The sequence below is a fragment of the Massilia glaciei genome, from assembly GCF_003011895.2.
Lineage (GTDB): Bacteria > Pseudomonadota > Gammaproteobacteria > Burkholderiales > Burkholderiaceae_D > Telluria_A > Telluria_A glaciei.
This window is the reverse complement of the sequence record NZ_PXWF02000063.1, coordinates 51,223-77,677: the sequence shown is the minus strand read 5'-3', so window position 1 is coordinate 77,677 and position 26,455 is coordinate 51,223. Positions and strand designations below refer to the sequence as shown.

Genomic DNA, 26,455 nt, shown 5'->3' with positions numbered 1-26,455 from the left:
GCGGTCGTACCGTCGGCGCCGGCGTCGTCGCCAAGATCCTGAGCGAAGCTTCGAAGTAATTCGAGACTTGGTTTAGATGAAAAGGGGAGGGACAGAGATGTCCCTCTCTTGTAATTCCGTAGTACAATGCTGTTCCCATATATTGCCGTGTGCTTCAAAGCCCGGTTCGCTCTTTAGAGGAAAAATCATGTCCGCACCAAACCAGAAAATCCGCATTCGCCTCAAGGCTTTCGATTACAAGCTGATCGACCAGTCCGCACTGGAAATCGTTGAAACCGCGAAGCGCACCGGCGCCGTGGTCAAGGGTCCGGTCCCACTGCCAACGCGCATCCAGCGTTTCGACGTCCTGCGTTCCCCGCACGTCAACAAGACGTCGCGCGACCAGTTCGAGATCCGCACCCACCAGCGCCTGATGGACATCGTTGATCCAACGGACAAGACTGTTGACGCACTGATGAAGCTCGACCTGCCAGCCGGCGTCGACGTCGAAATCAAACTGCAATAATCGCTTCATGCCGGCGGGCTCGACCCGCCCGCTAAAAAGGGGTGGTTCACATGCGCATCGGCGCATCTGAACCACCCCTTTTTTTTCCTGTACCTTTGCAATTGAGGGCAGGTGCCGCGGCGCGTGCCTTCCACGCCCCGCGGCGCGGTATCAGAGGCTGAGAGTTTTTCGGGCGTGTCCGAGCAGCCCGCCAGAAAGCGGCAGATCGAGGCGCAAAGCACAGCCATAGCGGGCTATGGCGAGCATTTGCAACGACGAACTGGCGCTTTCTGGCGTGCTGAGCGGGCATGATCGAAAGACTCTCAGCCTCTCAGTCCTTGCTGCCCGTGGTCCAGCGCAGCCCGAAGCCGAAGCGGCGGTCCATGAGCTCGTGCGCGCTCGAGTTGCCCTGCTGGGCGTAGTACTCGGCCAGCTTGGTCACCTGCAGGTTGCCGCCCTTGTTCTCGATCATCGCGATCGCGCACATCATCTGGTTGCCGCCCTGGTCGAGCCGCACCTCGATCGGCGCCTGGTCCGGCATCTTGATAGTGACGACGCCATCGGTTGCCGCCCAGTTCGGCGCGCCCTCGTAGATGAACGCGAAAATGAGCGCGCGCTTGATGTCGTTGAACTGGTCGCCGTTGATGGTGATGTTCTCGCCGTCCTTGTTCTGGCCCGAGCGGTCGTCGGCCTCGAGCTTGATGAACGGGCGGCGCTCGTACGCGCCCCAGGCGTTGCCGAGCGCCTGCACCAGGCCGGGGGTGCCGTCGGCCATCTCGTACATGCAGCCGAGATCGAGGTCGATGCCCTTCGGTCCGCCGCCGAGGTTGGCCAGGCGCGACAGGAAACCGGTCTTGGCCGCCGGCGGCGGCGCGCCCGTGTTCCAGTTCAGGTTGACGTGGATGCGGCCATAGCCCTTGCTGCCGCTGGCCTTGTCGAGCGAGACCTTGTCGCCGCGCTTCTCGAGCGTGACTTTTGACAGCGACACTTTTTTCTCGGGCGGCGCGGCCGGCGGAGGCGGGGCCGCTGGCACGGCGGCCGGGGCCGCCTTTTGCGCGGGGCTGCCCGACTCGGTGCCGCCGAAATGCGCGAGCAGCGACGAGAGCCCGCCGTTGAAGCCCTGGCCGACGGCGCCAAAGCGCCAGACGCCGTCCTTGCGGTAGATTTCGCCGACGATGACGGCTTTTTCGTCCTGGAAGTCGGCGCCCGACCACTCGAACCGGGCCCCGCCGCCGAGCGTCATCGAGCTCGCGCCGACCGTGCGCATGGTGCCGTTGCCGTCGATCGCGGCCACGAACACGAGCTTGCAGATCGCCGCCGGCAGGGCGTCGAGGTTGACCGCGAACTCGGCCTTGCTGCCGTTGAGCGCGAGTTTGACCTCGCCGCCGGGGCTGGCGAGCTGGTTGAAGAACACCATGTAGCGGTCGTCGGAGAGCTTGTCGGCGCCGTCGAGCCCGAAGCACGACACGTCGAGCGAGAGGCCGTTCGCGGCGATATCGAGGGTGACTGGGAAGGCGGACTGGCAGCCGAGGTCGGCCAGTTTGCCTTTTTGACCGCGCGAAAATGAAATCACGATTAATTCCTTCAGGGTTAGTGGCGGTGGTCCGCCTTGATCATCACAGGCTCAGCCTCTCAGTTGAGCAGGCCGTTCTGCCGGGCCAGCTTGAGCCATCCCGGGTACTCATCCATCAACAGGTCGTACAGGGCGGCGTCGCCGTGCTCGTCGGGCGATGCGACCGAAAAATAGTTGGCATTGTCGACGAAGCGGCCATCGAGTTCATCGAGTTTTTCGAGGAACGGGAAATCGGAATCGGCGAAGGCGGCGAGCGATTTCTTCTTCGATTTCTTGCCCTTGCCGATGCCCATGAACTGCCAGAAGATCGGCTCGCGGCTGGCCCAGCGCAACTGCTTCTCGGTGAGCGGCTGGTCGGACGTGGTGCCGTCGGTGACGAACATGACGTACACGGGCAGCGCCGCCGCGAGCGGCTGGTCGCGCGCGCCGCCGCCGGCGTCGGGGAAGTAAAACCGGCGCACCGCCTCGATCGCGCGGCCGTAGCGGGTGTCGCCCTCGAGCGGGTGCCTGGCGATGACCCGGGTGATGTAGTTGCTGGTGTTGCCGATGTTCATGGGCGCGGGCTGGTGCACGTCGCGGCCGAACAAAAAGACGTCGATCTCGCCATCGTCGTCGAACTTGCAGCCGAGGGCGAGGATGCGTTCGGCGAATTGCTGCACCAATCCCTTACGGTAAAGCATGCCCATCGATCCCGAGATGTCGAGCACCAGCGCGACTTTGGCGCGGTGGGTGTCGAGTCCGACTTTTTGCAGGGAAACGGCGGCATGCTTGATCAGGCTAACCAGTTGCGGCGCCTCGCGCTCGACCCGTTTCTCGAGCGACACCTGGGCCGCGCGCGCGCCCGCCGGCGCGGCGTCCTGCGCGACGCTGCCGCCGAAGTGCGCGACGAGGGCGTCGAGCCCCCCGTTGAAGCCTTGCCCGATGGCCATGAAGCGCCATTGCCCGTCCTTGCGGTAGACCGAAGCGAGCATGATGGCGCGTTCGGCGGCGAAGTCCTTGCCCGCAAAATCAAAACGCGCGCCCTCGCGCGGTCCGTCCCGCAGGGACAGGTATCCGGCGCCCAATTGCGACAACAGGCCGGCGCCGTCGATGCTCGCCGCGACGACGAGCTGGTCGATCGAGGCCGGCAGCGCGCCGGTGTCGATGGAAAATCCAGCCTGGCTGCCCGGCGGCGCGGACAGGCGCACGCCGCCGCACGGGCTCACCGGCTGGTTGAAAAAAGTCATGTAGCGTTCGTCGGCCAGTTTGCCATTGGCGTCGAGGCCGAAGCAGGCGAAGTCGAGCGCGAGGCCCTGCGAGCCGAGCGCGATGCTGAACTGGCCGCTGGGGCTGATCTGGGCGAGCGGCAGGCGCTGGCCGCGGGAAAGGTGTTCCATCGGTGCCTATGGCAGGGAGTTTTACTGCTTGCCGGGTATTGCCCGGTGTCCGGCGGGGGCCCGCCGATGCCGTGGACGGCAGCGGCGGGCGCGGCCGTCTATCAGGCGTTGACGCCGAACGAGCGGGCCAGTGGGCCGAGGCCGCCTTTGAAGCCCTGGCCGATCGCCTTGAACTTCCATTCGGCGCCGGCGCGGTACAGTTCGCCGAAGATCATCGCCGTTTCGGTCGAGCCGTCTTCGGTCAGGTCGTAGCGCGCCAGTTCGGCGTTGCCGTTGCCGTTCAGGCAGCGGATGTAGGCCTTGCTGACCATGCCGAAGTTTTGCTTGCGCGCGTCGGCGTCGTGGATGGTGACGCAGAAGGCGACCTTGTCGATTTCGGCCGGCACCTTGGCCAGGTCGATCGTCAGGCTCTCGTCGTCGCCGTCGCCGCCGCCGGTCGTGTTGTCGCCCGCGTGCACCACCGAGCCGTCGGTCGATTTGAGGTTGTTGTAAAAGATGAAGTCGCTGTCGCCGCGCACCTTGGCGTCGGCCTTGACCATGAAGGCGCTGCCGTCGAGGTCGAACGAGGCGCCGTCGGTGGCGCGCGGATCCCAGCCGAGGCCGATGACGACCTTGCTCAATCCGGGCGCTTCTTTGCTAAGGTTGACGTTGCCGCCCTTTGTCAGACTGATTGCCATACACGACTCCTTTGATTGACGAGAAAAATGGCATGGCCGCATGGCCGCGCCGGTAAGATTTACCATTATGCACGTTTAAGCCGCGCGTTCAAGATCAGAGGCTGAGAGTTTTTCTGGCGTGCTGAGCGGGCATGATCGAAAGACTCTCAGCCTCTCAGGCGACGTCGACCCCGTACTGGATCGCGAGCGCGGCCAGCCCGCCGGCGTAACCCTGGCCGACCGCCTTGAACTTCCATTCGCCGTTATGGCGGTAGAGCTCGGCGAAGATCATCGCCGTCTCGGTCGAATAATCTTCGGACAGGTCGAAGCGGGCGATCTCGGTGTCGGTCTCTAGGTTGACCACGCGCACGAACGCGTCCTGCACCATGCCGAAGTTCTGGCGCCGCGCGACCGCGTCGTGGATGGTGACGGCGATGACCATGCGCAAGATCTCGGCCGGCACCCCGGCCAGCGTGATCTTGAGCGCCTCGTCGTCGCCGTCGCCGTCGCCGGTCTTGTTGTCGCCCGTGTGTTCAACCGCGCCGCACGTCGATTTGAGCTGGTTATAAAATATGAAATCGTGGTCGCCCCGGACCTTGCCGTTCTCCTGGACCATGAACAGGCTCGCGTCGAGGTCGAAGTCGGAGCCCTGGGTCGCGCGCGCTTCCCAGCCGAGGCCGATCAAGACCTGGGTCAGATTCGGGTCGGTCTTGCTCAGGTTGACGTTGCCGCCTTTTTGCAGGGAGATCGCCATGCGCTTGCCTTTTAGAGGTGTCTGGATTGATCGGGATTACGAATGGAACATATTTGCAGGCCAATAATTTTTGGTAGTAATATAGTACCTAAAGAATTTTCTGTACATAGGGGATTTGGAAATTCATCGTGCTTGATTTTCGCCGGGACCGCAAGCGTGATCCAATTATGCGGGCCGCATAAGCCCGGGTTTTCAAGAACCCTCGACAAGCTCTATTTTTAACTGGAAAAACCATGAGAAGACTCCCCGTCTACCTGTTGATCGACTGCTCGGGCTCGATGCTCGGCGAGCCGATCGAAGCGGTGCGCAATGGCATCCAGACGCTCGTGTCGGCGCTGCGGCAGGATCCGCACGCGCTCGAATCGGCCTATTTGTCCGTCATCACCTTCAACGACAAGGCGCAGCAAGTGGTGCCGCTGACCGAACTGGGCCAGTTCCAGATACCCGAATTGAAGGCTTCCAGCACGACCTCGATGGGCGCGGCGCTGGCCTTGCTGGCCGAGCGGATCGGGAACGAGGTGGCCAAGACCACGGCCGACCAGAAGGGCGACTGGAAGCCGATCGTGTTCATGATGACCGACGGCGTCTCGACCGACGAGCTGACGGCCGGCATCGCCGCGATCAAGAAGGCAAAGATCGGCGCCTTCGTCGCCTGCGCCGCCGGACCGGCCGCCAGGACCGAGGAGTTGCAGCGCATCACCGACTCCGTGGTCCGGCTCGACACCGCCGACAGCAGCACCATCACCGCCTTCTTCAAGTGGGTCAGCGCCTCGATCGCGACGACCAGCCAGAAGATCGACCTGACCAAGAAGGACGCGACGGGGCTCGACGACCTGCCGCCGCCGCCGCCCGAAGTCAACGTGGTGCTCTGATCGGCGCGCCGACCGTCCTGCCAGGCCACCCCGCGCGCGCCGCCCAGGCGCGCGCCGCGCCCCCGCATCCACAACTTCCACAACTTCCACTTTGAGGCCATCATGAGCGCTCGTCGACTTCCCGTATACCTTGCTTTAGACACTTCCGGCTCCATGCGTGGCGAGCCGATCCAGGCCGTCAACGTGGGCCTGCAATCGTTCCTCGGATCGCTGCGGCAAAACCCGTTCGCGCTCGAAAGCGTGCACCTGTCGATCATCACCTTCGACGGCAAGGTGGTCGAGGTGCTGCCGATGACGCCGCTCGAGGCCGTGGTGCTGCCCGAAATCGTCTGCCCCGAGTCGGGCCCGACCTTCCTGGGCGAGGCCCTCAATTACATCTGCGACAAGGTCGCGCGCGAAGTGCGCACCTCGAGCGCCGAGCAAAAGGGCGACTGGCGCCCGCTGCTGTTCGTGATGACCGACGGCAAGCCGTCCGACACCCAGGCCTACAACGAGGCCTGCTTGCGCGCCAAGCAAGCCCATTTCGGCTCGATCATCGCCTGCGCGGCCGGCCCCAAGAGCGTGCCCGACCAGCTCAAGCAGCTGACCGACAACGTCGTCAGCCTCGACACCATGGACAGCAGCAGCTTCTCGAGCTTCTTCCAGTGGGTCACGGTCGCGGTGACGACCAGCACCACCAACGCCGGCTCGGGCGCGGGCGAGAGCGCCGACCTGCCGCCGCCGCCGCCCGAAGTCCAAGTCGTCCTGTAAGCCCCCGCCAGCGACCCTAACAATCACTCCGCCAGGAAAAACCACCATGCGCCGTTTGCCCATTTACATGATGTTGGATGTGTCCGAATCGATGGCGGGCGATAACCTGCGCCAGCTCCAGCAGGGGCTCGACCAGCTCGTCTCGAGCCTACGCACCGACCCGCACGCGCTCGAGACGGTGTTCCTGTCGACCATCGTGTTCGCGGGCAAGGCGCGCACGCTCTCGCCGCTGACCGAGCTGGCCGCCTACTACCCGCCCCGGCTGCCGGTCGGCTCGGGCACCTCGCTCGGCGCCGCGCTGACCCATTTGATGGACGAGATCGAACGCTCGGTGGTCAAGACCACCAGCGAGCAAAAGGGCGACTGGCGTCCCGTGGTTTACCTGATGACCGACGGCAAGCCGACCGACGACATCGAGCCGGCCCTCAAGCGCTGGAACGCGGACTTTTCCAAGCGCGTCACGCTGGTCGCGATCGGGGTTGGCAAGTACGCCGCGCTCGAGACGCTGACCCGCCTCACCGAGAACGTGATCCTGCTCGACGCCGCCAACGACGAGGACTTTAAGCGCTTCGTCGACTGGGTCTCGAAGTCGGTGGTGGCGCAAAGCCGCAGCGTGGCGATGGCCCCGGTCGCGGGCGTGAACCTGGCCAAGCTCGACGAATCCATTCTCAAGCGCATCAACGAGATGGAGACGGCGATCAATGTCGACGAGGACCTCGTGGTGCTGACCGGCAAATGCACCAACAACAAGCTGCCCTACCTGATGAAGTACGAGAAGATGGCGCCGCTGGTCAACCGGCCCGGCATCCAGCTCAACGTGGCGGTGTACAACCTGAGCGGCGTGTACGCGCTCGAGGGCGATTACTACGCGCTGTCCGACGAGCGCGCCATGATCCGCACGGTGCACACCGATTCGCTGATCGGCTCGCCCGGCTGCCCGCATTGCGGCAACCCGATCGGCTTCGCCATGTGCAACTGCGGCCAGGTCATGTGCATCCGCGGCGAGGGTCCCGCGACCTGCCCGACCTGCGCCAAGGAATGCAATTTTGTCAGCGGCGGCGACGACGACGGCTTCGACGTCGCCCGTTCGCGCGGCTAGGAAGCGCGATGGCTGTCGTCGACGACCGTTTAAGATTGTATGCCCGCGCGCACCTGTTGCGCGCCGACCCCGACGCCGACGAGCAGATGGTCGACCGGTTCGTGCACAGCCGCGAGTTCGTCCACCTGATCCATGTGTTCGACCAAAATCTGGACAAGCAAATGGCCAGATATAAATCCGACAATACGCCGGAAGAAAGTGTCCTCGAACCCATGAAATTCAAAACCGCCACACCGCCCGAAGTCCCGGCGACCGCGCCCGCGTCCGTTGATGCGGCCCTGCCGCCGGAGCCGCCATCCTCGCCCGAGGCGATCGCGGCGCCGGCCGGGAATGCCGCGGCCGCAGATCCCGCCGCCGAGGATGCCGTTGTTGACGTTGTTGAAAATGCGGCCGCTGAAAATCCCGCCGCTGAGAATCCGGGCATCACAGTTCCGGTCGCTGAAGATCCCGCCGCAGACGATAGCTTGCCCGCGCCGGCGGCCGAAATCGCCGTCGCCGCGATCGCCGCGCCCGCACCTATGCCGCCACCCGCGCCCGCCCCAGCGCCCGCGCTCGTGTTCCGCCTGCGTAACGGCCGCGCCGGCGACGCCTATGCCCACGCGCTCGAGCCGCAGCTGGCGCCGGGCAGGTCGATCACGCTGTGCGGCATCACGCTGCCCGACGGACTCGGCCTCACCGCCGACCTCGCCACGGGCATGCTGTCGGGCACGCCGGAAGTCGCGGGCGAGTTCGACATCGCCGTCAGCTACCTGTTGCAGTACCAGCCGGACGCGGCGCCGCGCCAGTCGACGGCGAAACTGGTCATCAATCCCGATCCGAAAAAGATGTGGCAGAACCTGCCGTCCGACCGCCAGGACAAATACTGGAAGCCCGACGAGGCCTGCGCCAGCGAGGCGGGCGCCGGCTTCCGGATGCTCGCCGCGAGCAAGCGCGGGCGCTCGCACGCCCACGTGGGGAGCTTCCGCGACGACGACTTCAGCCTCGGCGCGCTCGCGAAGTCGGGCTGGCATGTGGCGGTGGTCGCCGACGGCGCCGGCAGCGCGCGCTATTCGCGGCGCGGCGCGCAAATCATTTGCGACGAGGCCATGAAGCACCTGCGCGCCACGCTCGACGGCGCCGAGGGCCTGGCCATCGACGCCGCCGCCGAGGCCTGGAGCGAGAAACGCCTCGACCCCGACCCGCTCATGGTCGAGGCCGCGCGCCAGGGCCTGCATTACAAATTGTTCGGCACGGTGGGCCACGCGGCCTATTACGGGGTCAAGGAAATCGTGCGCGAGGCGGGCGCCAACAGCGACGCCGGAAGTGAGGCCACTATCAGGGACTTCGCCAGCACCGCCCTAATCGCCGCCTGCAAGCGCTATCCGTTCGGCACCCTGTGCGTGGCCTACTGGGTCGGCGACGGCGCCATCGGGGTCTACAGCAAGGGCCGCGAGGTCATCTTGCTGGGCGACGTGGACAGCGGCGAGTTCTCGGGCCAGACCCGTTTCCTCGAGGCGGCCGAGGTGTCGCAGGAGGCGCTCGTCAAGCGCACCCGCTTCGCGCTGGTCGAGGCGCCGACCGCGCTGATCCTGATGAGCGACGGCGTCTCGGACCCCAAGTTCGAAACCGACGCCAAGCTCGCGCGCGTGGCAGTCTGGGACGCGCTGTGGGACGATATCGGACAGGCCGTCGATTTGTCGGGCGCGGCCCAAGGCGAGGAGCAAAAACTGTTGTCGTGGCTCGATTTTTGGTCGCCAGGCAACCACGACGACCGCACCATCGCGCTTATTTGCCCGATCATCCACCCGCTTATTTACCCGCACGCCCCACAGGAAGCCAGCTAATGCCAAAGATCGTCACCGTCACCGCCACCGATGGCTCCACTGTCGAGTTTGTCGACGAGATGAAAGCCTCGGGCGGCATGAAGGACGTGTATTTCTCGCCCAACCGCGACTACGTGGTCGCCTTCTTCCGCGGCAAGGCCGACGCCGCGCTGCGTGAACGGCTGGCCGTGATCACCGGCACCTACCGCGAGCGGATCATGAACCAGCCGGGCGGCGAGTACTGGAAAAAACTGTTCTGCTGGCCCACCACGACGATCGAGCACAACGGCCGCGTGGGCGTGGTCGCGCCGTTCTACGAGAGCGACTTCTTCTTCAAGTTCGGCTCGCGCAACAACGACATGCTCGGCATCCAGGGCCGCGAGAAGGAGGGCAAGTGGTTCTCGTCCCCCTCCAACCGCAACAAATTCCTCGACCCGCGCGAGCTCGGCGACTGGATGATGCAGATCAAGCTGTGCCTCATGATCGCGCGCGCCGTGCGCCGCATGCACGCGGCCGGCCTGGCGCACTCCGACCTGAGCTACAAGAACGTGCTGATCGACCCGACCACGGGGCGCGCCTGCCTGATCGACATCGACGGCCTGGTGGTGCCTGGCAAGTTTCCGCCAGACGTGGTCGGCACCCCCGACTTCATCGCGCCCGAGTGCGTGATGACGGCCCACCTGCCGCGCGAGGACCCGGCGCGCAAGCTGCCCTCGATCAGCACCGACCGCCACGCGCTGGCCGTGCTGATCTACATGTACCTGCTGTTCCGCCATCCGCTGCGCGGCGACAAGATCCATGACATGCACGACCCGCACAAGGACGAGGAACTGGCGATGGGCGCCAAGGCGCTGTTCATCGAGGACCCGCAAGACGCCTCGAACCGCATCAAGCTGGCCCACGTCAAGCCCTACGAGCTGCCATGGAAGGACACCGAGCGCCTGCCGTACCAGGTCACCGGGCCGTATCTGAGCGAGCTGTTCGCGCGCGCCTTCACCACCGGTTTGCAGGACCCGGCCAGCCGCCCCTCGTCCGACGACTGGGAGCGCGCGCTGGTCAAGACGGTCGATCTGCTGCAGCCGTGCGCCAACAAGGCGTGCGAGCAAAAGTGGTTTGTGTTCGACAACAAGACCAAGCCCGTGTGCCCGTTCTGCCGCACCCAGTTCGTCGGGCCGCTGCCGGTGCTCAACCTGTACTCGTCGCGCTCCGAGGGCGCGTTCCGGCCCGACAACCACCGGCTCATGGTCTACACCAACCAGTCCTTGTTCCAGTGGCACATCGACCGCGACGTCTCGCCCAACGAGCGGCTCACGCCCGAGCAAAAGAAGCGGGTCGGCTATTTTCTCTTCCATCTCGGGTCCTGGTATCTGATCAACGAGGGCATGCACGACCTGACCGAGGTCGCCGGCAAGGCCGTGATCCCGATCGGCGGCAAGGTGCTGATCGAGGACGGCACGCAGTTGCTCACGTCCAAGAAGCCGGGCGGGCGCTTGTTCGTGGTGCAGATGGTCAACCAGTAGAAGATAGTCATGGCGCAAGAATCAAGCTGGTACCCGCTGCTCGCCGACGGCGTGCTGATGCTGCATGCGGGGGTGGTGCTGTTCGTCGTGCCGGGCCTGCCGCTGATCCTGGTCGGCGGCGCGCGCCGCTGGGCCTGGGTGCGCAATCTGCCGCTGCGCCTGTTGCACCTGGCGACCATCGGCTATGTCGCGTTGCAGTCGTGGTTCGGCATCATGTGCCCGCTGACGACGCTCGAGCACTGCTTGCGCGAGCGCGGCGGCCAGATCGTGGCCGAGGGCGACTTCATCGCCCACTGGCTCGGCAAGCTGCTGTTTTTCACGGCGCCGCCCTGGGTTTTCGTGCTCGTCGCCCTGGTCGCGCTGAGCTGGGTGCTGGTGCCGCCCCGGCGGCGCCGCGCCCACGCCGGCGCCCCGCCCCGCCACGCCTAGGAGCGCCGATGCCACAGACCATTTTGATTGTTGAGGACGAGCGCGCGATCGCCGACAGCATCGCGTACGCCCTGCGCACCGACGGCTTCGCGCCGCGCCACCTGACGCTGGGCATGGAGGCGCTCGAGGCCATGCGCGCGCCGGCCGCGCAGCTGCCCGACCTGATCGTGCTCGATGTCGGGCTGCCGGACATGAACGGCTTCGAGGTGTGCCGCCAACTGCGCCAGTTCTGCAACGTCCCGGTGATTTTCCTGACCGCGCGCAGCGACGAGATCGACCGCATCGTCGGACTCGAGATCGGCGCCGACGACTACGTGACGAAGCCGTTTTCGCCGCGCGAGCTGGTCGCCCGCATCCGCGTCGTGCTGCGCCGGCTGGCGCCGCCGCCGCAGCAGCCGCAGCCGCAGCCGCCGGCGGCCGCGCCCGAGCGCTTCGATGTGCGGCCCCAGGAGGCGCGCGTCATTTATTGCGGGCGGGCGCTGGAGCTGACGCGCTACGAGTACCTGCTGCTGCTCGCGCTCGCCGAGCACCCGGGGCATGTGCTGTCGCGCTCGCAACTGATGGACCGGGTCTGGGCCGACGCCGCCGACACGCTCGAGCGCACCGTCGACGCCCACGTCAAGTCGCTGCGCGCCAAGCTGCGCGCGGTCGACCCCGGGTTCGACCCGATCCACACCCACCGCGGCATGGGCTACAGCCTGTCCAAGGCATGAAGATCGGCCTGCGCATCCTGCTCGGCTATTTCGCGATCGTCGGGGTCGCCGCGTGGTTCCTGCTCTATGTGTTCGTCGAGCAGGTCAAGCCGGGCGTGCGCGCGACGATGGAGGACACGCTGGTCGACACCGCCTACCTGCTGGCGCTGCTCGTGGCCGACGACGTCAAGGCCGGCAAGCTCGGCGAATCGACCATGCTCGAGCGCATACAGTCGTATAAACGGCGCAAGATCGACGTCAACATCTCCGGCCACGCCAAGCGCGCGCTCAATTACCGCGTGACCATCACCGACGCCCAGGGCATCGTGCGCTTCGATTCGTTCGGCCGCGCCGTCGGGCGCGACTATTCGCAATGGAACGACGTCAAGCGCACCCTGCGCGGCGAGTACGGCGCGCGCAGCACGCGCGCCAACCCGCTCGACGACAACAGCACCGTCATGCACGTGGCCGCGCCGATCATGGACGGCCCGCAAATCATCGGCGTGCTGACGGTGTCCAAGCCGAACGCGACGGTCCAGCCCTTCGTCGAGCGCAGCCGCAAGATCATCCTGCAGCGCGGCGCGCTGCTGCTCGGCCTGTCGCTGTTGATCGGCTGCGCCTTCGCGTTCTGGCTCACGCACGCGCTGCGCAAGCTGATGCGCTATATCGCCGACGTCGAGGCCGGGAAGAAAGCGGCGCTGCCGCCGCTCGGCAACAACGAAATCGGCACGCTCGGGCGCGCGCTCGAGTCGATGCGCCACCAGCTCGAGGGCAAGGAGTATGTCGAAGAGCTCATGCACACGCTGGCCCACGAACTCAAAAGCCCGATCGCGGCGATCCAGGGTTCGGCCGAACTGATGCAGGAGGACATGCCCGAGGCCGAGCGCAAGCACTTCCTGGGAAATATTTTGAACCAGAACGCGCGCCAGAAGCAGCTCATCGACAAGCTGCTGGCGCTGGTGCGGGTGGAAAAACAGCAGCGCCTGGGCGCGCCGGAGCCGGTGTCGCTGGACAAGCTGGTGGCGCTGGCGCGGACCGACCTGTCGCTGACGCTGGCGGCGCGCCGGCTCACGCTGGTGGTGCGCGCGCAGGAGCTGACGGTGCGGGGCGACGAGTTGCTGCTGCGCCAGGCGCTGGGCAACCTGCTCGACAACGCCGCCGATTTCGCGCCCGAGGGCAGCAGCATCGCGCTTGACGTCGAACGCGTCGACGGGCAGGCGGTGATCGTGGTGCGCGACCAGGGCGCCGGCATTCCCGAGTACGCGCAGGCGCGTTTGTTCGAGCGCTTCTATTCCCTGCAGCGCCCGCACGGCGCCAAAAGCACGGGGCTGGGCCTGCCCTTCGTGCGCGAGGTGATGGCGCTGCACGGCGGGACGGTCGAGGTCGGCAACCATGCCGACGGCGGCGCCTGCGCCAGGCTGCGGCTTCCCGTCAGCGCCTGAGGGCGCGCCGGGCCGCCCGCATCCTATTTCTTGGCGTCGCCACTTTGCGCCAGCGCCGAACCGGCCGCGCTCTTCGACGCCGCGCTGGTGCGTCCGTCGCGCAAGACCTTGGAGGCGGCGCTCGCCGCTTCGGGTGAGGTGGTGTTGGTCGTGGAGGTTTGCGAGAGCGTGCTGCCGGCCGCCGTTTTCGACGGGGCTCCGGTGGATTTGCTCGCCAATACGGCCGATGCATTCTTTGCCGCGTTCTCGCCGGTAACTTTGGTGCCCATAGCTTTACTCCCGCGGCGGGTGTGCCGCTCAGAGCCAGAGCTGCAGGCCAGTGACGCCTGTCAATCAAGTCGACATTGTCTATACAATATCGACTATTATTTGTGCAGATTATTGCCCGACCCCCAAAGAAAGTAAAACCATGATGCAACGCCCCCTGGCTGCCATCAGTGCCGCCTGCCTGTTCGCTTGTATGCCCCTGGCGCATGCGGCGCCGCGTCAAAACCCGGCCGTGTCCGATAGCGCCCCGCGCCCAGAGGCGGTCACGCTGAAGAAGCTCGGTGATGAGTTTTATGCAGCCAGTGCCCGGAAAGCGCCGTTGTGGTCGACGATGTGGGGTGATCCGCGTTTCAACCGCAAAATCGGCCTGGGTATCGCGCCACAAGAGCGCAAGCGCCATTTCGCAGGCATGCGCAGCCTCCAGAAACGGCTGGACGCGATCCCGAAAGCGAAGCTGGGCGCAGCCGACCTGACGAGCTACGACATCCTCGCCTACCAGATCAGGGAGGAAATCGCGTCCGAACAGTTCCCGGACCACTTGATGCCGATCGATCAGATGATGTTTTCTCCGCCGCTGTATTTTGCGAGCCTGGCGGCCGGACAGACCGCGCAACCGATCTCGACGCCGGGTGAATATGGCGATTTTCTGGCGCGCCTGAGGGAACTGGCTCCCTGGCTCGACCAGGCGGTGAGCAATATGCGCGAAGGGATCAGGACCGGCGTCGTGCTGCCGAAAGCGGTGGTGGCCGCGGCCATTCCACAGTACCGCAAGCTGGTCAGCGCCGCGCCCGAGACCAGTCTTTTCTACGCGCCGATCAGGAATTTTCCGACATCGTTTTCGGCCGCCGAGAAGCGCGCGCTGACCGGGCAATACCGCGCCGAGATCGAAAAAAACGTGAACCCGGCCGCGCGCAGGCTGGCCGCCTTCCTTGAAACCGAGTACCTGCCGGCCGCCCGCGCCAGCGCCGGCCGCGGCGCGCTGCCCAACGGACGGGCCTGGTATGCGTTCAACGCCGAGGCGTCGACCACGACCAAGCTCACCCCCGGGCAGATTCACGAGATCGGACTCAAGGAGGTGGCGCGCATCCAGGCCGAGTTTGCGGTGGTCGGGCCGAAGATGGGCTATGACGGCGCGCCTGCGGGCCTGGCCAAGTGGGCCGGATCGCAGACCAAGTACAGGCCGTTCAAAACCGCCGGGGAGATCATCGACTGGTACACAAAACGCAACCTGGAGGTCGAGCCCAAGCTGGAGGCGCTGTTCAGCCTGCGGCCCAAGGCGCCGCTCGAACAACGGCTGGAGCCGGAGCTCACGCGCGCCACCGCGTCCGACCACTATTCCCCGCCCAGCCTGGACGGCAGGCAGCCCGGCATCTTCTGGTCGGTCGTCAACGACCCGACCCAGTACCAGAGCACCAAAATGACGACCTTGCTGCTCCACGAGGGCAGCCCCGGCCACCATTTCCAGCTCTCCCTGCAGCAAGAGCTGGAGCTGCCCGACTTCCGCAAGTTCGGGTTCCACAACGCCTTTGTCGAGGGCTGGGCGTTGTACGCGGAAAGCCTGGGCAAGGAGATGGGATTGTTTGACCAGCCCGACCAGTACTTCGGCCACCTGAACGACGAGTTGCTGCGCGCCGCGCGGCTGGTGGTCGACACCGGCTTGCACGCCAAGGGCTGGACGCGCGGACAGGCGATCGACTATCTCAAGGAGACCAATGGCTACACCGATGCGGTCGCTTCCAACGCGATCGATCGCTACATGGCATGGCCGGGACAGGCGCTGGCCTACAAAATCGGCTCGCTCAAGATCGGCCAATTGCGCCAGGAGGCCGAACTGGCGCTTGGCCCCAAGTTCAGCCTGCCGGCATTCCACGCGGTGGTCCTCGGCGGGGGAGGGCGGCCCCTGGCCATCGTCGAAGCTGACGTGAAGCGCTGGATCGCGCAGGAGAAATGAGGACGTAAGGTCTGTTTTGGGCCCGCGCTATTCAAAATCGCATGGCCGCGCCCCTATTCATACTTTTTTGAATGGCAAGATATGGCTTGGGGCGGCCAAGCGCGGAAAAATACTTGCCCCCTTCACACAGAACACATCAAGGCCGCATAGACGCTGCCCACACTGGCGACACCACTACCGGAGCCGTCGCCATGCAAAAAACCCTGTTGTTCAAAATTCTGTTCATCCTCGGCCTGATGCTGCTCATCCTCATCCCGCTGGGGATGATCGACGAGACCATCGGGCAACGCGGCGAGTTCCGCGCCCAGGCCGTCGCCGGCATCGCCGCCGAGAACGTGCGCGAGCAAACCGTGGTCGGCCCGATCCTGGTGCGCCCCTACACCGAGGACTACGTCGAGAAGGTCGAGGAGACCGAAAAGGGCGTCACCACGGTCAGGCTCGAGAAGCGCAGCGTCGACCGGCGCCAGATCGTGTACCCGAACGAGTTGCAGGTCGCCGGCGAGGTGTTGATCGAACGGCGCTATCGCGGCATCCACAAGGTGCTCGTGTATGGCGGGCGGCACGGCTTCAAGGGCGACTTCGTGCTGCCGGCCGGCGCCGACCTCGCGCGCAATTCGCCGACCTCGACCATCACCTGGGGCAAGCCATTCGTCGCGCTGGCGATCGACGACGTGCGCGGAATAAAAAACATCCCGACCCTCCAGCTCGGCACCCAGGAGGCGGAATTCCGGGCCGGCACCGGACTCAACGCGAGCAAGAGCGGGCTGCACGCCAGCATCGCGCCCGACCAGTTGCTAGATGACGCCCGCCTGCCGTTCTCGTTCCAGCTCAGGCTCGATGGCATCGAGCGCCTGAGCTTCGTGCCGATCGCCAAGAACAACGCGGTCAAACTGGGCTCGAACTGGCCGCACCCCCAGTTTGGCGGCAATTTTTTGCCCGAGATCGCGAACCGCGTGATCGGCCAAAACGGCTTCAAGGCGCAGTGGAACATTTCTTCCCTGGCAACCGATGCGCAGGGCCAGTTCACGCTGCTCGAGAACGCCGGGGGCGCCAGGGGCGTGGCCGGCCTCGACAGCTTCCGGGTCGGCTTCATCGAGCCGATCAACGTCTATTCGATGGCCGAGCGCGCCACCAAGTACGGCCTGCTGTTCGTGGCGCTGACCTTCGCCGCCTTCTTCCTGTTCGAGGTGCTCAAGCAACTGCCGGTACACCCGATCCAGTACCTGCTGGTCGGGCTGGCGCTGGTGCTGTTCTTCCTGTTGCTGGTGAGCCTGTCGGAGCACATCGCCTTCGGCCTCGCCTATGTGATCGCCACCATCGTCTGCGTGGTGCTGATCGGCTTCTACCTTGCCGCCGTGCTGCGCGACGGGAAGCGCGGCATGGGCTTCGGCGCCGCGCTCGGCCTGCTCTACGCGGCGCTGTACGGCCTGCTGATTTCGGAGAACAACGCGCTCGTGCTGGGCAGTTTGCTGCTGTTCGCGCTGCTCGCGGGGCTGATGGTCGCGACCCGCAAGGTCGACTGGTACCAGGTCGCCCGGTCGAATGCGGCGGCCGCCGTCGCGCAGTCGCCGGCCGCCGCGCCGGTGTCCGGCTGACCTGATATGGAGGAGGGCGTGGCCGGCCGCGGCGCCCCCGATCCCACACCGCCAACTAAAAGGATGCCGCGATGGCGCTGCCGATGATCACAAAGCTCCGCTTGGCCGCCCTCGCCGCACTGTGCGCGCTTGGGGCGAGCTGGTGCGCGGCGTCCCTGGTCGCCGAGGCCGACTGGGTCTGGGGCGCCGTCGGCGTGCTTCCCGCGCCGCTGTCGGGCTGGTTCCTCGATGCGATGTCGGCATTGACGCGCCACGCGCGCCCCGGCGACGCCGCCGCCCAGGCAGTGCAGTTCGCGTTCCTGATGGCATGGATGTCCATCTTCGCCGCGCTCGTCATCGGCGCCTGCGTGCTGCTGGCAATGTGGCGCTGGTCGCAATTGAAGCGCCGCATCCATGGCCGCCGGGCGGCTCCGACTGGCCTTTAAGGCAAGATTCCCGCCTCTTTTGCCGGGGACGCGCCGCCGGCTCCGGGCGCCTTTCCACTTGCACAAGTTTTACGCAAAATACTTCGCGCAAAACCCGACATACCCCCAACACAGATGTTGCGTCAACCCCTTTTGCAGGTTATACTTGCCGGCTTCGGTATGGATTCGTCCTTTTTGAATCCGTCCATTACTTGGTAGTTAAACAGTCAGCCCCGCCCAATCGCAGGTGGGAATGGAGAAAAAATGAGCCTAGGCCTTCTCGGTCGCAAGGTTGGTATGATGCGCATCTTCACGGACGAAGGGGATTCAATTCCTGTAACCGTGCTGGACGTGTCGAACAACCGTGTTGCGCAAATCAAAACTCCTGAAACAGACGGATATTCCGCTGTTCAGGTCGCTTTCGGTCAACGTCGCGCATCCCGCGTGAACAGTGCCACTGCGGGTCATCACGCCAAAGCTGGTGTGGAAGCCGGGACCATGCTGCGCGAATTCCGCGTGGACGCAGCTAAAGCTGCCGAACTGAAAGCTGGCGACGTCGTCGCCGCCTCGCTGTTCGAAGTCGGTCAAAAGATCGACGTGCAGGGTGTCACGATTGGTAAGGGCTACGCCGGCGTCATCAAGCGTTACCACTTCTCTTCCGGTCGCGCTACCCACGGTAACTCCCGTTCGCACAACGTGCCAGGCTCCATCGGTATGGCGCAAGATCCAGGTCGCGTTTTCCCTGGTAAGCGCATGACCGGTCACCTTGGTGACGTCAACCGCACGATCCAAAATCTCGAAATCGCCCGTATCGACGCCGACCGTCAGCTGTTGCTGGTCAAAGGCGCCGTACCAGGTGCGAAAAATGGCCAGGTGATCGTTTCGCCAGCCATTAAATCCAAAGCACAGAAGGGAGCTTAATTATGGAACTCAAGCTTCTGAATGAGCAAGGACAAGCAGGTTCGAACGTTGCCGCCGCCGATACCGTTTTCGGCCGCGACTACAACGAAGCCCTGATCCACCAGATCGTGGTCGCCTACGCTGCCAACGCACGTAGCGGCAACCGCAAGCAAAAAGACCGTGAAGAAGTTCACCACACGACGAAAAAGCCATGGCGCCAAAAAGGTACCGGCCGCGCGCGTGCTGGTATGTCGTCGTCGCCACTGTGGCGCGGCGGCGGACGGATTTTCCCGAATTCGCCCGAAGAGAACTTCACCCACAAAGTGAACAAAAAGATGTATCGCGCAGGTATCTGCTCGATCCTGTCCCAGCTGGCACGCGAAGAGCGTCTGGTTGTGGTCGAGACCATGGGCATCGATGCTCCGAAGACCAAGCTGCTGTCGCAAAAACTGCAGGGCATGGGTCTGGAATCGGTCATGATCATCACCGACAAGCTCGAAGAAAACCTGCTGCTGGCATCGCGCAACCTGCCGCACGTGCTCGTCGTCGAGCCACGTCACGCTGACCCGATGTCGCTGGTGTTCTACAAAAAAATCGTGGTCACCAAAGCAGCACTGGCCATGATCGAGGAGATGTTCGCATGAGCGCCGTATTGAAATTCAGCGAAGAGCGCCTGATGAAGGTGCTCCAGGCGCCGGTCATTTCCGAGAAGGCCACCATGGTCGCGGAAAAGAACGAGCAGATCGTGTTCCGCGTATTGCCGGATGCGACCAAGCCTGAGATCAAGGCAGCCGTTGAACTGTTGTTCAAGGTTGAAGTCCTGTCGGTCCAGACAGCCAATCGCGAAGGTAAGCAAAAGCGTTCGGGCCGTTTCAATGGCCGTCGCAACCATACCAAGCGTGCTTTCGTGTGCCTCAAGCCTGGCCAGGAAATCAACTTCTCCGAGGAGGCTAAATAATGGCACTCGTAAAGATGAAACCAACCTCACCAGGCCGTCGCGGCATGGTGAAGGTTGTGAACCCGGACCTGTACAAAGGTCGCCCGTTCGCAGCCCTGGTTGAAAAGAAATCGAAAACTGCCGGCCGTAACAACAACGGCCACATCACCACCCGCCACATCGGCGGTGGTCATAAGCAGCACTATCGCCTGATCGACTTCAAGCGTCAGAAGGATGGCATTCCGGCAAAGGTCGAGCGTATCGAATACGATCCAAACCGTACCGCGAACATCGCCCTGCTGTGCTATGCGGACGGCGAGCGCCAGTACATCATCGCAACCAAGGGCATGTCCGTTGGCGACTCGGTGATGAACGGTTCGGAGGCGCCTATCAAGTCGGGCAATTGCCTGCCTATCCGTAACATCCCAGTCGGCACCGTGATGCATTGCGTCGAGATGCTGCCAGGTAAGGGCGCCCAGATGGCCCGTACCGCCGGCGCTGGTGTGGTGCTGATGGCGCGCGAAGGCACCTACGCCCAGGTCCGCCTGCGCTCGGGTGAGGTTCGCCGCGTCCACATCGAATGCCGCGCGACGGTAGGCGAAGTCGGCAACGCCGAGCACAGCCTGCGCAAGATCGGCAAGGCTGGCGCGATGCGCTGGCGCGGTGTTCGTCCTACCGTCCGCGGTGTGGTCATGAACCCGGTCGATCACCCGCACGGTGGTGGTGAAGGTAAAACTGCAGCTGGTCGTCATCCAGTGTCGCCATGGGGCCAACAGACGAAGGGTAAGAAGACGCGCCGCAACAAGCGCACGACTTCGATGATCGTCTCACGCCGCGGCAAGAAATAAGGATAAGACATGACACGTTCATTGAAAAAAGGGCCGTTCCAAGACGCCCACCTGGTGAAAAAAGTCGAGACCGCGCAAGCGAACAAAGACAAAAAGCCGGTTAAAACCTGGTCGCGCCGTTCGACGATCTCGCCAGACTTCATCGGCCTGACGATCGCGGTACACAACGGCAAGCTGCACGTGCCGGTGTATATCTCGGAGAACATGGTTGGTCACAAGCTCGGCGAATTCGCACTGACCCGCACGTTCAAGGGCCATGCCGCTGACAAGAAGGCGAAGAAATAATGGAAACCAAAGCTATCCTCAAAGGTGTGCGCCTGTCGGACCAAAAGGGCCGTCTGGTTGCTGATCTGATCCGCGGCAAAAAGGTTGACGCAGCACTCAACATTTTGCAATTCAGCCCTAAAAAAGGTGCAACGATCATCAAGAAAGTGCTCGAGTCCGCAATCGCGAACGCCGAGCACAACGATGGCGCTGACATCGACGAGCTGAAAGTCGTCCAGATCTACGTTGAAAAGGGCCCGATCCTGAAGCGCTTCACTGCACGCGCTAAAGGCCGGGGCGATCGTATCTCGAAACAATCCTGTCACATCTACGTGACTGTCGGTAACTAAGGGGTCACGATGGGACAGAAGATTCATCCAACAGGCTTTCGCCTGTCAGTAACCCGTAACTGGGCGTCGCGTTGGTACGCGGGCAATGGTAACTTTGCCCAAATGCTCAACGAGGACCTCAAGGCGCGCGCGTTCCTGAAAAAGAAACTGAAGAACGCTTCGGTTGGCCGCATCGTCATCGAGCGTCCTGCCAAGAACGCGCGCTTCACGATCTACAGCTCGCGCCCAGGCGTGGTCATTGGTAAAAAAGGCGAGGACATCGAAGTACTGAAGTCGGCCCTGACCAAGATCATGGGTGTGCCCGTGCACGTCAATATCGAAGAAATCCGCAAGCCGGAAATCGACTCGCAGCTCATCGCCGACTCGATCGCCCAGCAGCTCGAAAAACGGATCATGTTCCGCCGTGCAATGAAGCGCGCAATGCAAAACGCAATGCGCCTCGGTGCCCTCGGTATCAAGATCATGTCGTCGGGCCGTCTGAACGGCATCGAAATCGCGCGTAAAGAGTGGTATCGCGAAGGCCGCGTGCCTCTGCACACCCTGCGCGCTGATATCGACTACGGTACCAGCGAAGCAGCAACGACCTACGGCATCATCGGCGTCAAGGTCTGGGTGTACAAGGGTGACCGCGCGCCGAACGGCGACGCACCAGTCATCGATACCCCGGCCGACGACAAGAAGAGCCGCGGCCCGCGCCGCGACGATGGCAAGCCAGCTGGCCGTCCGCGCCCAGCCGGTGCCGCACCTGGCGCCCGTCGTCCTGAAGGTACAACCCCAGCCGCACCTGCTGGCGCTCCACGTGTTCGCGCTGCCGTCAAGCCGACCGTGGCCGCCGCTGCTGCACCAGCTGAGAAAGCAGGAGAATAATCATGCTGCAACCAGCACGCAGGAAGTATCGTAAAGAGCAGAAAGGCCGTAACACCGGCATTTCGCATTCACGCGGCACCGCTGTCTCGTTCGGTGAATTCGGTCTGAAGGCAGTCGCCCGCGGCCGTATCACAGCACGTCAGATCGAAGCAGCTCGTCGTGCCATGACCCGTCACATCAAGCGCGGTGGTCGTATTTGGATCCGTATTTTTCCGGACAAGCCAATTTCGAACAAGCCAGCTGAAGTCCGTATGGGTAACGGTAAAGGTAACCCGGAGTACTACGTCGCTGAGATTCAGCCAGGCAAGGTACTGTACGAAATGGACGGCGTCGACGAGACGCTGGCCCGGGAAGCGTTCCGTCTGGCCGCCGCCAAACTGCCACTGGCGACGACTTTTGTCATCCGCCAAGTTGGCCAATAAAAGGGGTTGTAAATGAAAGCAAAAGAACTCCGCGGCTTAGACCAGGCAGCTCTCCAAAAAGAGTTGAACGAATTGTTGAAGGCCCAGTTCGGCATGCGCATGCAAATCGCTACGCAACAGCTGACTAATACTTCGCAAATCAAGAAGGGTCGCCGCGATATCGCGCGTGTGAAGACTGTTATGAACTCGAAGGATGCCAAATGACCGAAACAACTAAAGTCGCCCTGAAGCGCACCTTGGTCGGTAAAGTGGTGTCCGACAAGATGGACAAGACGGTCACCGTCCTGATCGAGCGTCACGTCAAGCACCCGCTGTACGGCAAGATCATCATGCGCTCGAACAAGTATCACGCGCATGACGAAGGCAACACGGTCAAGATGGGTGACACCGTCGAGATCCAGGAAGGTCGCCCGATCTCCAAGACCAAGGCATGGACCGTTACCCGCGTTGTGCAAGCAGCCCAGGTGATCTAAATGCGTTGATCGGGGCCGGCAACGGCCCTGAAAATACAGGGAGCAGGGGGCGCGGCGGTTTTGCAATGCAAAGCCGCCCGGTCCCGTACCCGAAAGAAAGTCCTTGCGGGCCCGCCAGTATTCTGCGATACTAGCGGGCTTCGTTCATGTATCGCCGTGTTATTCCAGTCACCCCGGTGGCAGCGGTCTGCAACGTAAGTTTTTGGAAAGTCCATCACCCAATCGGCAGTGCCAGCTAGGCGCGGTCGGCGGGACCAAGACTGACCGCAGGCCCACATTGTGGGGATTCTTCGGCTTAAGTTGGGAAAGAGAATACTATGATTCAAACTGAAAGCCGGCTCGAAGTAGCCGACAATACCGGTGCCAAAGAAGTTATGTGCATCAAGGTATTGGGCGGTTCCAAGCGCCGTTATGCTGGCATTGGCGACGTTATCAAGGTGACCATCAAGGTCGCTGCGCCACGTGGCCGTGTCAAAAAAGGTGAAATTTATAACGCTGTGGTTGTGCGCACCGCTAAAGGTGTGCGCCGCCAAGACGGCTCCCTGGTGAAGTTCGACGGCAACGCTGCCGTACTGCTCAACGCCAAGCTGGAACCGATCGGTACCCGTATTTTTGGACCAGTCACGCGCGAACTGCGCACTGAAAAGTTCATGAAAATCGTGTCCCTGGCACCTGAAGTCCTGTAAGGAGTCGTAATGGATAAGATTCGTAAAAACGACGAAGTCATCGTACTGACCGGGAAAGACAAGGGCAAGCGCGGTGTTGTTCAGCAACGCATCGATGCTGAGCATGTCGTGGTTGAAGGCGTGAACATCGCTAAAAAAGCGACCAAGCCTAACCCAATGACCGGCGTAACTGGTGGTATCGTCGATAAGACAATGCCGATTCACGTGTCCAACGTTGCATTGTTCAATGCAGCGACTGGCAAGGCAGACCGCGTAGGCTTCAAAGACGTTGACGGCAAAAAAGTCCGCGTCTTCAAGTCGTCCGGCGAAGTAGTGAAGGTTTAATCATGGCCCGTCTCCAGCAGTTTTATAAAGATAAGGTCGTTGCCGACCTGGTCGCCAAATTTGGCTACAAATCGGCAATGGAAGTCCCGCGCCTGACCAAGATCACCCTGAACATGGGCCTTGGCGAAGCGATCGCGGACAAGAAGATCATCGAGCACGCCGTCGGCGACCTCACCAAGATCGCCGGCCAAAAGCCGGTTACCACGAAAGCCCGCAAGGCGATCGCCGGTTTCAAGATCCGTGAAGGCTACCCGATCGGCACGATGGTGACGCTGCGCGGCGCTCGCATGTACGAGTTCCTCGACCGTTTCATCACCGTGGCCCTGCCGCGCGTGCGTGACTTCCGTGGTGTCAATGGCCGTTCGTTCGATGGCCGCGGCAACTACAACATCGGTGTCAAGGAACAGATCATTTTCCCTGAGATCGAGTACGACAAGATTGACGTGTTGCGTGGTTTGAATATCAGCATTACGACAACCGCCAAGACCGACGACGAAGCGAAAGCACTCCTCGCCGCCTTTAAATTTCCGTTCAGAAACTGAGATCATGGCAAAACTAGCACTGATTAACCGCGAACAGAAGCGTGCAGACCTGGTGGAGAAATTCGCCCCGAAGCGTGCCGCTCTGAAGGTCATCATTAATGACCAGTCCAAGTCGGAAGAAGAACGTTATGAGGCTCGTCTGAAGTTGCAGGCACTGCCGCGCAACTCGGCACCGTCCCGCCAGCGTAACCGCTGCGCGATCACCGGTCGTCCACGTGGCACATTCCGTAAATTCGGTCTGGGTCGTATCAAGCTCCGTGAATTCGCCATGCGTGGTGAAATTCCGGGTATGACTAAAGCAAGCTGGTAATAGGAGAATATGCAATGAGTATGAGCGATCCTATCGCCGATATGCTGACCCGCATTCGCAACGCACAAGGCGTACAAAAAACGACCGTGGCCATGCCATCGTCGAAAGTCAAAGTAGCGATTGCCAACGTCCTCAAGGACGAGGGTTACATTGAAGATTTCGCCGTCACCGCCACCGGTGGCAAAGCGGAACTCAAAATCGGTTTGAAGTATTATGTTGGCCGTCCAGTCATCGAGCGCTTAGAGCGCGTGTCCCGTCCGGGACTGCGCGTCTACAAGGGCAAAGATGACATCCCTACAGTCATGAATGGCTTGGGCGTGGCGATCGTGTCGACCCCGCAAGGTGTCATGACTGACCGCAAAGCGCGCGCCACCGGTGTCGGCGGCGAAGTTATTTGCTACGTGGCTTAAGGAGTAGACGATGTCTCGAGTAGCTAAAATGCCAATCGCTGTACCAGCTGGCGCCGAAGTGGCGATCACAGCGGCAGCGATCACGGTAAAAGGTCCATTGGGTTCGCTGGTTCAGCCCCTCAATGGCCTCGTAAAAGTTGAAAACAACAGCGGCACCCTGACGTTCGACGTGGTCGACGCCAGCCGTGAGTCGAATGCGATGTCCGGCACCCTGCGTGCCCTGGTCAACAATATGGTGACCGGCGTGACCAAAGGCTTCGAGAAGAAGCTGTCCCTGGTGGGCGTGGGCTACAAGGCCCAAGCCGCCGGCGACAAGCTGAACCTCTCGCTGGGTTTCTCGCATCCGGTTGTGCATTCGATGCCAGCCGGCGTGACCTGCGCCACCCCGACGCCGACCGAAATCCTGATCAAGGGTATCGATCGTCAACAGGTCGGCCAAGTCGCTGCCGAAGTGCGTGCTTACCGCTCCCCTGAGCCTTACAAGGGCAAGGGCGTTCGCTATGCGAACGAAGTGGTTAAGCTTAAAGAAACCAAGAAGAAATAAGGCTGACCATGGACAAGAAAGAATCACGTCTGCGTCGTGGACGCCAGACCCGCATCAAGATTGCGGAGATGAAAGTAAATCGCCTGTCGGTGCACCGCACCAACCTGCACATTTACGCCAGCCTGATCAGCCCGGACGCAAAGATCATCGTTTCGGCCTCGACCGCCGAAGCCGAAGTGCGCGCCGAGTTGGCAGGCAAGTCCGGCAAGGGTGGCAATGCCGCCGCTGCCGCACTGGTTGGCAAGCGCGTCGCCGAGAAAGCACTGAAAGCAGGGATTACCGAAGTTGCGTTCGACCGCTCCGGTTTCCGTTACCACGGCCGTGTGAAGGCGTTGGCAGAAGCCGCGCGTGAAGCCGGTCTGAAGTTCTAAGGAAGAATCGTCATGGCAAAAATGCAAGCAAAAATGCAAAGCGACAAGCCGGATGATGGCATGCGCGAGAAAATGATCGCGATCAACCGCGTGACCAAAGTGGTCAAGGGTGGTCGTATCATGGGCTTCGCAGCATTGACCGTCGTTGGCGATGGCGACGGACGCATCGGCATGGGCAAGGGCAAATCGAAAGAAGTGCCGGTTGGCGTGCAAAAAGCAATGGAAGAAGCTCGTCGCAACCTGATCAAGGTTCCGCTCAAGAATGGCACCTTGCACCACACAGTAACCGGCCAGCACGGCGCATCGAAAGTCATGATGATGCCTGCCAAGCCTGGTACCGGCGTTATCGCTGGTGGCGCAATGCGCGCGATCTTCGAAGTAATGGGCGTGACCGATGTCGTGGCGAAATCCACGGGCTCGTCGAATCCTTACAACCTGGTTCGTGCCACATTGGACGGTTTGTCGAAAATGAGTACTGCAAGCGACATCGCCGCCAAGCGCGGCAAGTCGGTTGAAGAGATTCTGGCTTAAGGCGGACAAA

Annotated in this window: 35 protein-coding genes; 30 read left to right on the top strand and 5 right to left on the bottom strand. The window is 62.6% G+C overall.

All coding sequences use genetic code 11. The features are described from left to right. The first annotated feature begins 187 nt into the window (after nt 1-187). Nucleotides 188-505, top strand: coding sequence for a 30S ribosomal protein S10 (rpsJ, locus tag C7C56_RS04960; RefSeq protein ID WP_010394389.1), 318 nt, complete (start codon nt 188-190; stop codon nt 503-505). A gap of 310 nt (nt 506-815) precedes the next feature. Here the strand turns inward: rpsJ and C7C56_RS04955 are convergent, their stop codons facing one another. From C7C56_RS04955 to C7C56_RS04940, 4 genes are all read right to left on the bottom strand, one after another. Then, the gene (locus tag C7C56_RS04955; RefSeq protein WP_106756366.1) at nt 816-2,057 is read right to left on the bottom strand and encodes a TerD family protein; all 1,242 of its coding nucleotides are present in this window, start codon (nt 2,055-2,057) and stop codon (nt 816-818) included. Between the two features lie 59 nt (nt 2,058-2,116). Then, nucleotides 2,117-3,433 (bottom strand): VWA domain-containing protein, encoded by a 1,317-nt coding sequence (locus C7C56_RS04950; protein WP_106756365.1) that lies wholly within the window; start codon nt 3,431-3,433, stop codon nt 2,117-2,119. Between the two features lie 101 nt (nt 3,434-3,534). Further along, nucleotides 3,535-4,110 carry a TerD family protein gene (locus C7C56_RS04945; RefSeq protein WP_106756364.1) on the bottom strand — a complete coding sequence of 192 codons (576 nt, stop codon included), beginning with the start codon at nt 4,108-4,110 and terminating at the stop codon, nt 3,535-3,537. Between the two features lie 154 nt (nt 4,111-4,264). Further along, nucleotides 4,265-4,843: a TerD family protein gene (locus C7C56_RS04940; protein ID WP_106756363.1), complete on the bottom strand. Its 579-nt coding sequence runs from the start codon at nt 4,841-4,843 to the stop codon at nt 4,265-4,267. Nucleotides 4,844-5,076: 233 nt separating this feature from the next. On the opposite strand from C7C56_RS04940, the gene C7C56_RS04935 reads away from it, so the two are divergent. The 8 genes from C7C56_RS04935 to creC all read left to right on the top strand — a co-directional run bounded on the left by C7C56_RS04935 (nt 5,077) and on the right by creC (nt 13,449). Beyond that, entirely contained in the window at nt 5,077-5,715 is a 639-nt protein-coding gene (locus C7C56_RS04935) for a vWA domain-containing protein (protein ID WP_106756362.1), read from the top strand. A gap of 102 nt (nt 5,716-5,817) precedes the next feature. Continuing rightward, a complete protein-coding gene (locus C7C56_RS04930) occupies nt 5,818-6,465 on the top strand; it encodes a VWA domain-containing protein (protein WP_106756361.1) in 648 nt (215 codons plus the stop codon). Between the two features lie 46 nt (nt 6,466-6,511). Beyond that, the gene (locus C7C56_RS04925; RefSeq protein WP_106756360.1) at nt 6,512-7,564 is read left to right on the top strand and encodes a TerY-C metal binding domain-containing protein; all 1,053 of its coding nucleotides are present in this window, start codon (nt 6,512-6,514) and stop codon (nt 7,562-7,564) included. A gap of 8 nt (nt 7,565-7,572) precedes the next feature. Further along, nucleotides 7,573-9,387: a PP2C family serine/threonine-protein phosphatase gene (locus C7C56_RS04920; RefSeq protein ID WP_181373024.1), complete on the top strand. Its 1,815-nt coding sequence runs from the start codon at nt 7,573-7,575 to the stop codon at nt 9,385-9,387. Further along, on the top strand, nt 9,387-10,886 hold the full coding sequence (locus C7C56_RS04915) for a helix-hairpin-helix domain-containing protein (RefSeq protein WP_106756358.1): 1,500 nt from the start codon (nt 9,387-9,389) through the stop codon (nt 10,884-10,886). The genes C7C56_RS04920 and C7C56_RS04915 overlap by 1 nt, the downstream gene beginning before the upstream one ends. A 9-nt stretch (nt 10,887-10,895) precedes the next feature. Next, nucleotides 10,896-11,315: a DUF2784 domain-containing protein gene (locus tag C7C56_RS04910; protein ID WP_106756357.1), complete on the top strand. Its 420-nt coding sequence runs from the start codon at nt 10,896-10,898 to the stop codon at nt 11,313-11,315. Between the two features lie 8 nt (nt 11,316-11,323). Continuing rightward, complete coding sequence (gene creB / locus C7C56_RS04905) at nt 11,324-12,028, top strand: two-component system response regulator CreB (protein WP_106756356.1); 705 nt, start codon at nt 11,324-11,326, stop codon at nt 12,026-12,028. Continuing rightward, complete coding sequence (creC, locus tag C7C56_RS04900; RefSeq protein WP_106756355.1) at nt 12,025-13,449, top strand: two-component system sensor histidine kinase CreC; 1,425 nt, start codon at nt 12,025-12,027, stop codon at nt 13,447-13,449. The genes creB and creC overlap by 4 nt, the downstream gene beginning before the upstream one ends. A gap of 23 nt (nt 13,450-13,472) precedes the next feature. Here the strand turns inward: creC and C7C56_RS04895 are convergent, their stop codons facing one another. Further along, complete coding sequence (locus tag C7C56_RS04895) at nt 13,473-13,718, bottom strand: hypothetical protein (RefSeq protein ID WP_106756354.1); 246 nt, start codon at nt 13,716-13,718, stop codon at nt 13,473-13,475. A 317-nt stretch (nt 13,719-14,035) separates the two neighbouring features. On the opposite strand from C7C56_RS04895, the gene C7C56_RS04890 reads away from it, so the two are divergent. The 21 genes from C7C56_RS04890 (at nt 14,036) to rpsE (ending at nt 26,445) form a co-directional block, all read left to right on the top strand. Continuing rightward, nucleotides 14,036-15,667, top strand: a complete 1,632-nt coding sequence (locus C7C56_RS04890) for a DUF885 domain-containing protein (RefSeq protein WP_307719024.1) — start codon at nt 14,036-14,038, stop codon at nt 15,665-15,667. A 191-nt stretch (nt 15,668-15,858) separates the two neighbouring features. Next, complete coding sequence (gene creD / locus C7C56_RS04885; RefSeq protein WP_106756352.1) at nt 15,859-17,262, top strand: cell envelope integrity protein CreD; 1,404 nt, start codon at nt 15,859-15,861, stop codon at nt 17,260-17,262. Between the two features lie 83 nt (nt 17,263-17,345). Next, nucleotides 17,346-17,687: a hypothetical protein gene (locus C7C56_RS04880; RefSeq protein WP_146204286.1), complete on the top strand. Its 342-nt coding sequence runs from the start codon at nt 17,346-17,348 to the stop codon at nt 17,685-17,687. 243 nt (nt 17,688-17,930) lie between these two features. Beyond that, complete coding sequence (gene rplC, locus C7C56_RS04875) at nt 17,931-18,587, top strand: 50S ribosomal protein L3 (protein WP_106756350.1); 657 nt, start codon at nt 17,931-17,933, stop codon at nt 18,585-18,587. A 2-nt stretch (nt 18,588-18,589) separates the two neighbouring features. Next, entirely contained in the window at nt 18,590-19,210 is a 621-nt protein-coding gene (rplD, locus tag C7C56_RS04870; RefSeq protein WP_106756349.1) for a 50S ribosomal protein L4, read from the top strand. Further along, complete coding sequence (gene rplW / locus C7C56_RS04865; RefSeq protein WP_106756348.1) at nt 19,207-19,524, top strand: 50S ribosomal protein L23; 318 nt, start codon at nt 19,207-19,209, stop codon at nt 19,522-19,524. Before rplD ends, rplW begins: the two co-directional genes overlap by 4 nt. After that, nucleotides 19,524-20,351 carry a 50S ribosomal protein L2 gene (rplB, locus tag C7C56_RS04860; RefSeq protein ID WP_054265823.1) on the top strand — a complete coding sequence of 276 codons (828 nt, stop codon included), beginning with the start codon at nt 19,524-19,526 and terminating at the stop codon, nt 20,349-20,351. The genes rplW and rplB overlap by 1 nt, the downstream gene beginning before the upstream one ends. A gap of 9 nt (nt 20,352-20,360) precedes the next feature. Continuing rightward, nucleotides 20,361-20,636 carry a 30S ribosomal protein S19 gene (gene rpsS, locus C7C56_RS04855; RefSeq protein WP_099789546.1) on the top strand — a complete coding sequence of 92 codons (276 nt, stop codon included), beginning with the start codon at nt 20,361-20,363 and terminating at the stop codon, nt 20,634-20,636. Beyond that, the gene (gene rplV, locus C7C56_RS04850) at nt 20,633-20,965 is read left to right on the top strand and encodes a 50S ribosomal protein L22 (protein WP_181002795.1); all 333 of its coding nucleotides are present in this window, start codon (nt 20,633-20,635) and stop codon (nt 20,963-20,965) included. Before rpsS ends, rplV begins: the two co-directional genes overlap by 4 nt. 9 nt (nt 20,966-20,974) lie before the next feature. Next, nucleotides 20,975-21,832, top strand: a complete 858-nt coding sequence (gene rpsC / locus C7C56_RS04845) for a 30S ribosomal protein S3 (protein ID WP_106756347.1) — start codon at nt 20,975-20,977, stop codon at nt 21,830-21,832. A gap of 2 nt (nt 21,833-21,834) precedes the next feature. Next, a complete protein-coding gene (gene rplP / locus C7C56_RS04840; RefSeq protein WP_099789552.1) occupies nt 21,835-22,254 on the top strand; it encodes a 50S ribosomal protein L16 in 420 nt (139 codons plus the stop codon). Between the two features lie 12 nt (nt 22,255-22,266). Next, nucleotides 22,267-22,458 carry a 50S ribosomal protein L29 gene (rpmC, locus tag C7C56_RS04835; protein ID WP_106756346.1) on the top strand — a complete coding sequence of 64 codons (192 nt, stop codon included), beginning with the start codon at nt 22,267-22,269 and terminating at the stop codon, nt 22,456-22,458. Beyond that, nucleotides 22,455-22,727, top strand: a complete 273-nt coding sequence (gene rpsQ / locus C7C56_RS04830; protein ID WP_106756345.1) for a 30S ribosomal protein S17 — start codon at nt 22,455-22,457, stop codon at nt 22,725-22,727. Before rpmC ends, rpsQ begins: the two co-directional genes overlap by 4 nt. 317 nt (nt 22,728-23,044) lie before the next feature. Beyond that, nucleotides 23,045-23,413, top strand: coding sequence for a 50S ribosomal protein L14 (gene rplN, locus C7C56_RS04825; protein WP_099789560.1), 369 nt, complete (start codon nt 23,045-23,047; stop codon nt 23,411-23,413). Nucleotides 23,414-23,422: 9 nt separating this feature from the next. Then, nucleotides 23,423-23,737 carry a 50S ribosomal protein L24 gene (gene rplX, locus C7C56_RS04820; RefSeq protein WP_106756344.1) on the top strand — a complete coding sequence of 105 codons (315 nt, stop codon included), beginning with the start codon at nt 23,423-23,425 and terminating at the stop codon, nt 23,735-23,737. A gap of 2 nt (nt 23,738-23,739) precedes the next feature. Then, nucleotides 23,740-24,279 (top strand): 50S ribosomal protein L5, encoded by a 540-nt coding sequence (gene rplE / locus C7C56_RS04815; RefSeq protein WP_106756343.1) that lies wholly within the window; start codon nt 23,740-23,742, stop codon nt 24,277-24,279. Nucleotides 24,280-24,283: 4 nt separating this feature from the next. Continuing rightward, nucleotides 24,284-24,589, top strand: a complete 306-nt coding sequence (rpsN, locus tag C7C56_RS04810) for a 30S ribosomal protein S14 (RefSeq protein ID WP_106756342.1) — start codon at nt 24,284-24,286, stop codon at nt 24,587-24,589. A 14-nt stretch (nt 24,590-24,603) separates the two neighbouring features. Beyond that, nucleotides 24,604-24,999, top strand: a complete 396-nt coding sequence (gene rpsH / locus C7C56_RS04805) for a 30S ribosomal protein S8 (protein ID WP_106756341.1) — start codon at nt 24,604-24,606, stop codon at nt 24,997-24,999. Between the two features lie 10 nt (nt 25,000-25,009). After that, nucleotides 25,010-25,543: a 50S ribosomal protein L6 gene (gene rplF, locus C7C56_RS04800; protein WP_106756340.1), complete on the top strand. Its 534-nt coding sequence runs from the start codon at nt 25,010-25,012 to the stop codon at nt 25,541-25,543. Nucleotides 25,544-25,551: 8 nt separating this feature from the next. Continuing rightward, nucleotides 25,552-25,914 carry a 50S ribosomal protein L18 gene (gene rplR, locus C7C56_RS04795; protein ID WP_106756339.1) on the top strand — a complete coding sequence of 121 codons (363 nt, stop codon included), beginning with the start codon at nt 25,552-25,554 and terminating at the stop codon, nt 25,912-25,914. 12 nt (nt 25,915-25,926) lie between these two features. Beyond that, nucleotides 25,927-26,445, top strand: a complete 519-nt coding sequence (rpsE, locus tag C7C56_RS04790) for a 30S ribosomal protein S5 (RefSeq protein ID WP_106756338.1) — start codon at nt 25,927-25,929, stop codon at nt 26,443-26,445. The last annotated feature ends 10 nt before the right edge of the window (nt 26,446-26,455 follow it).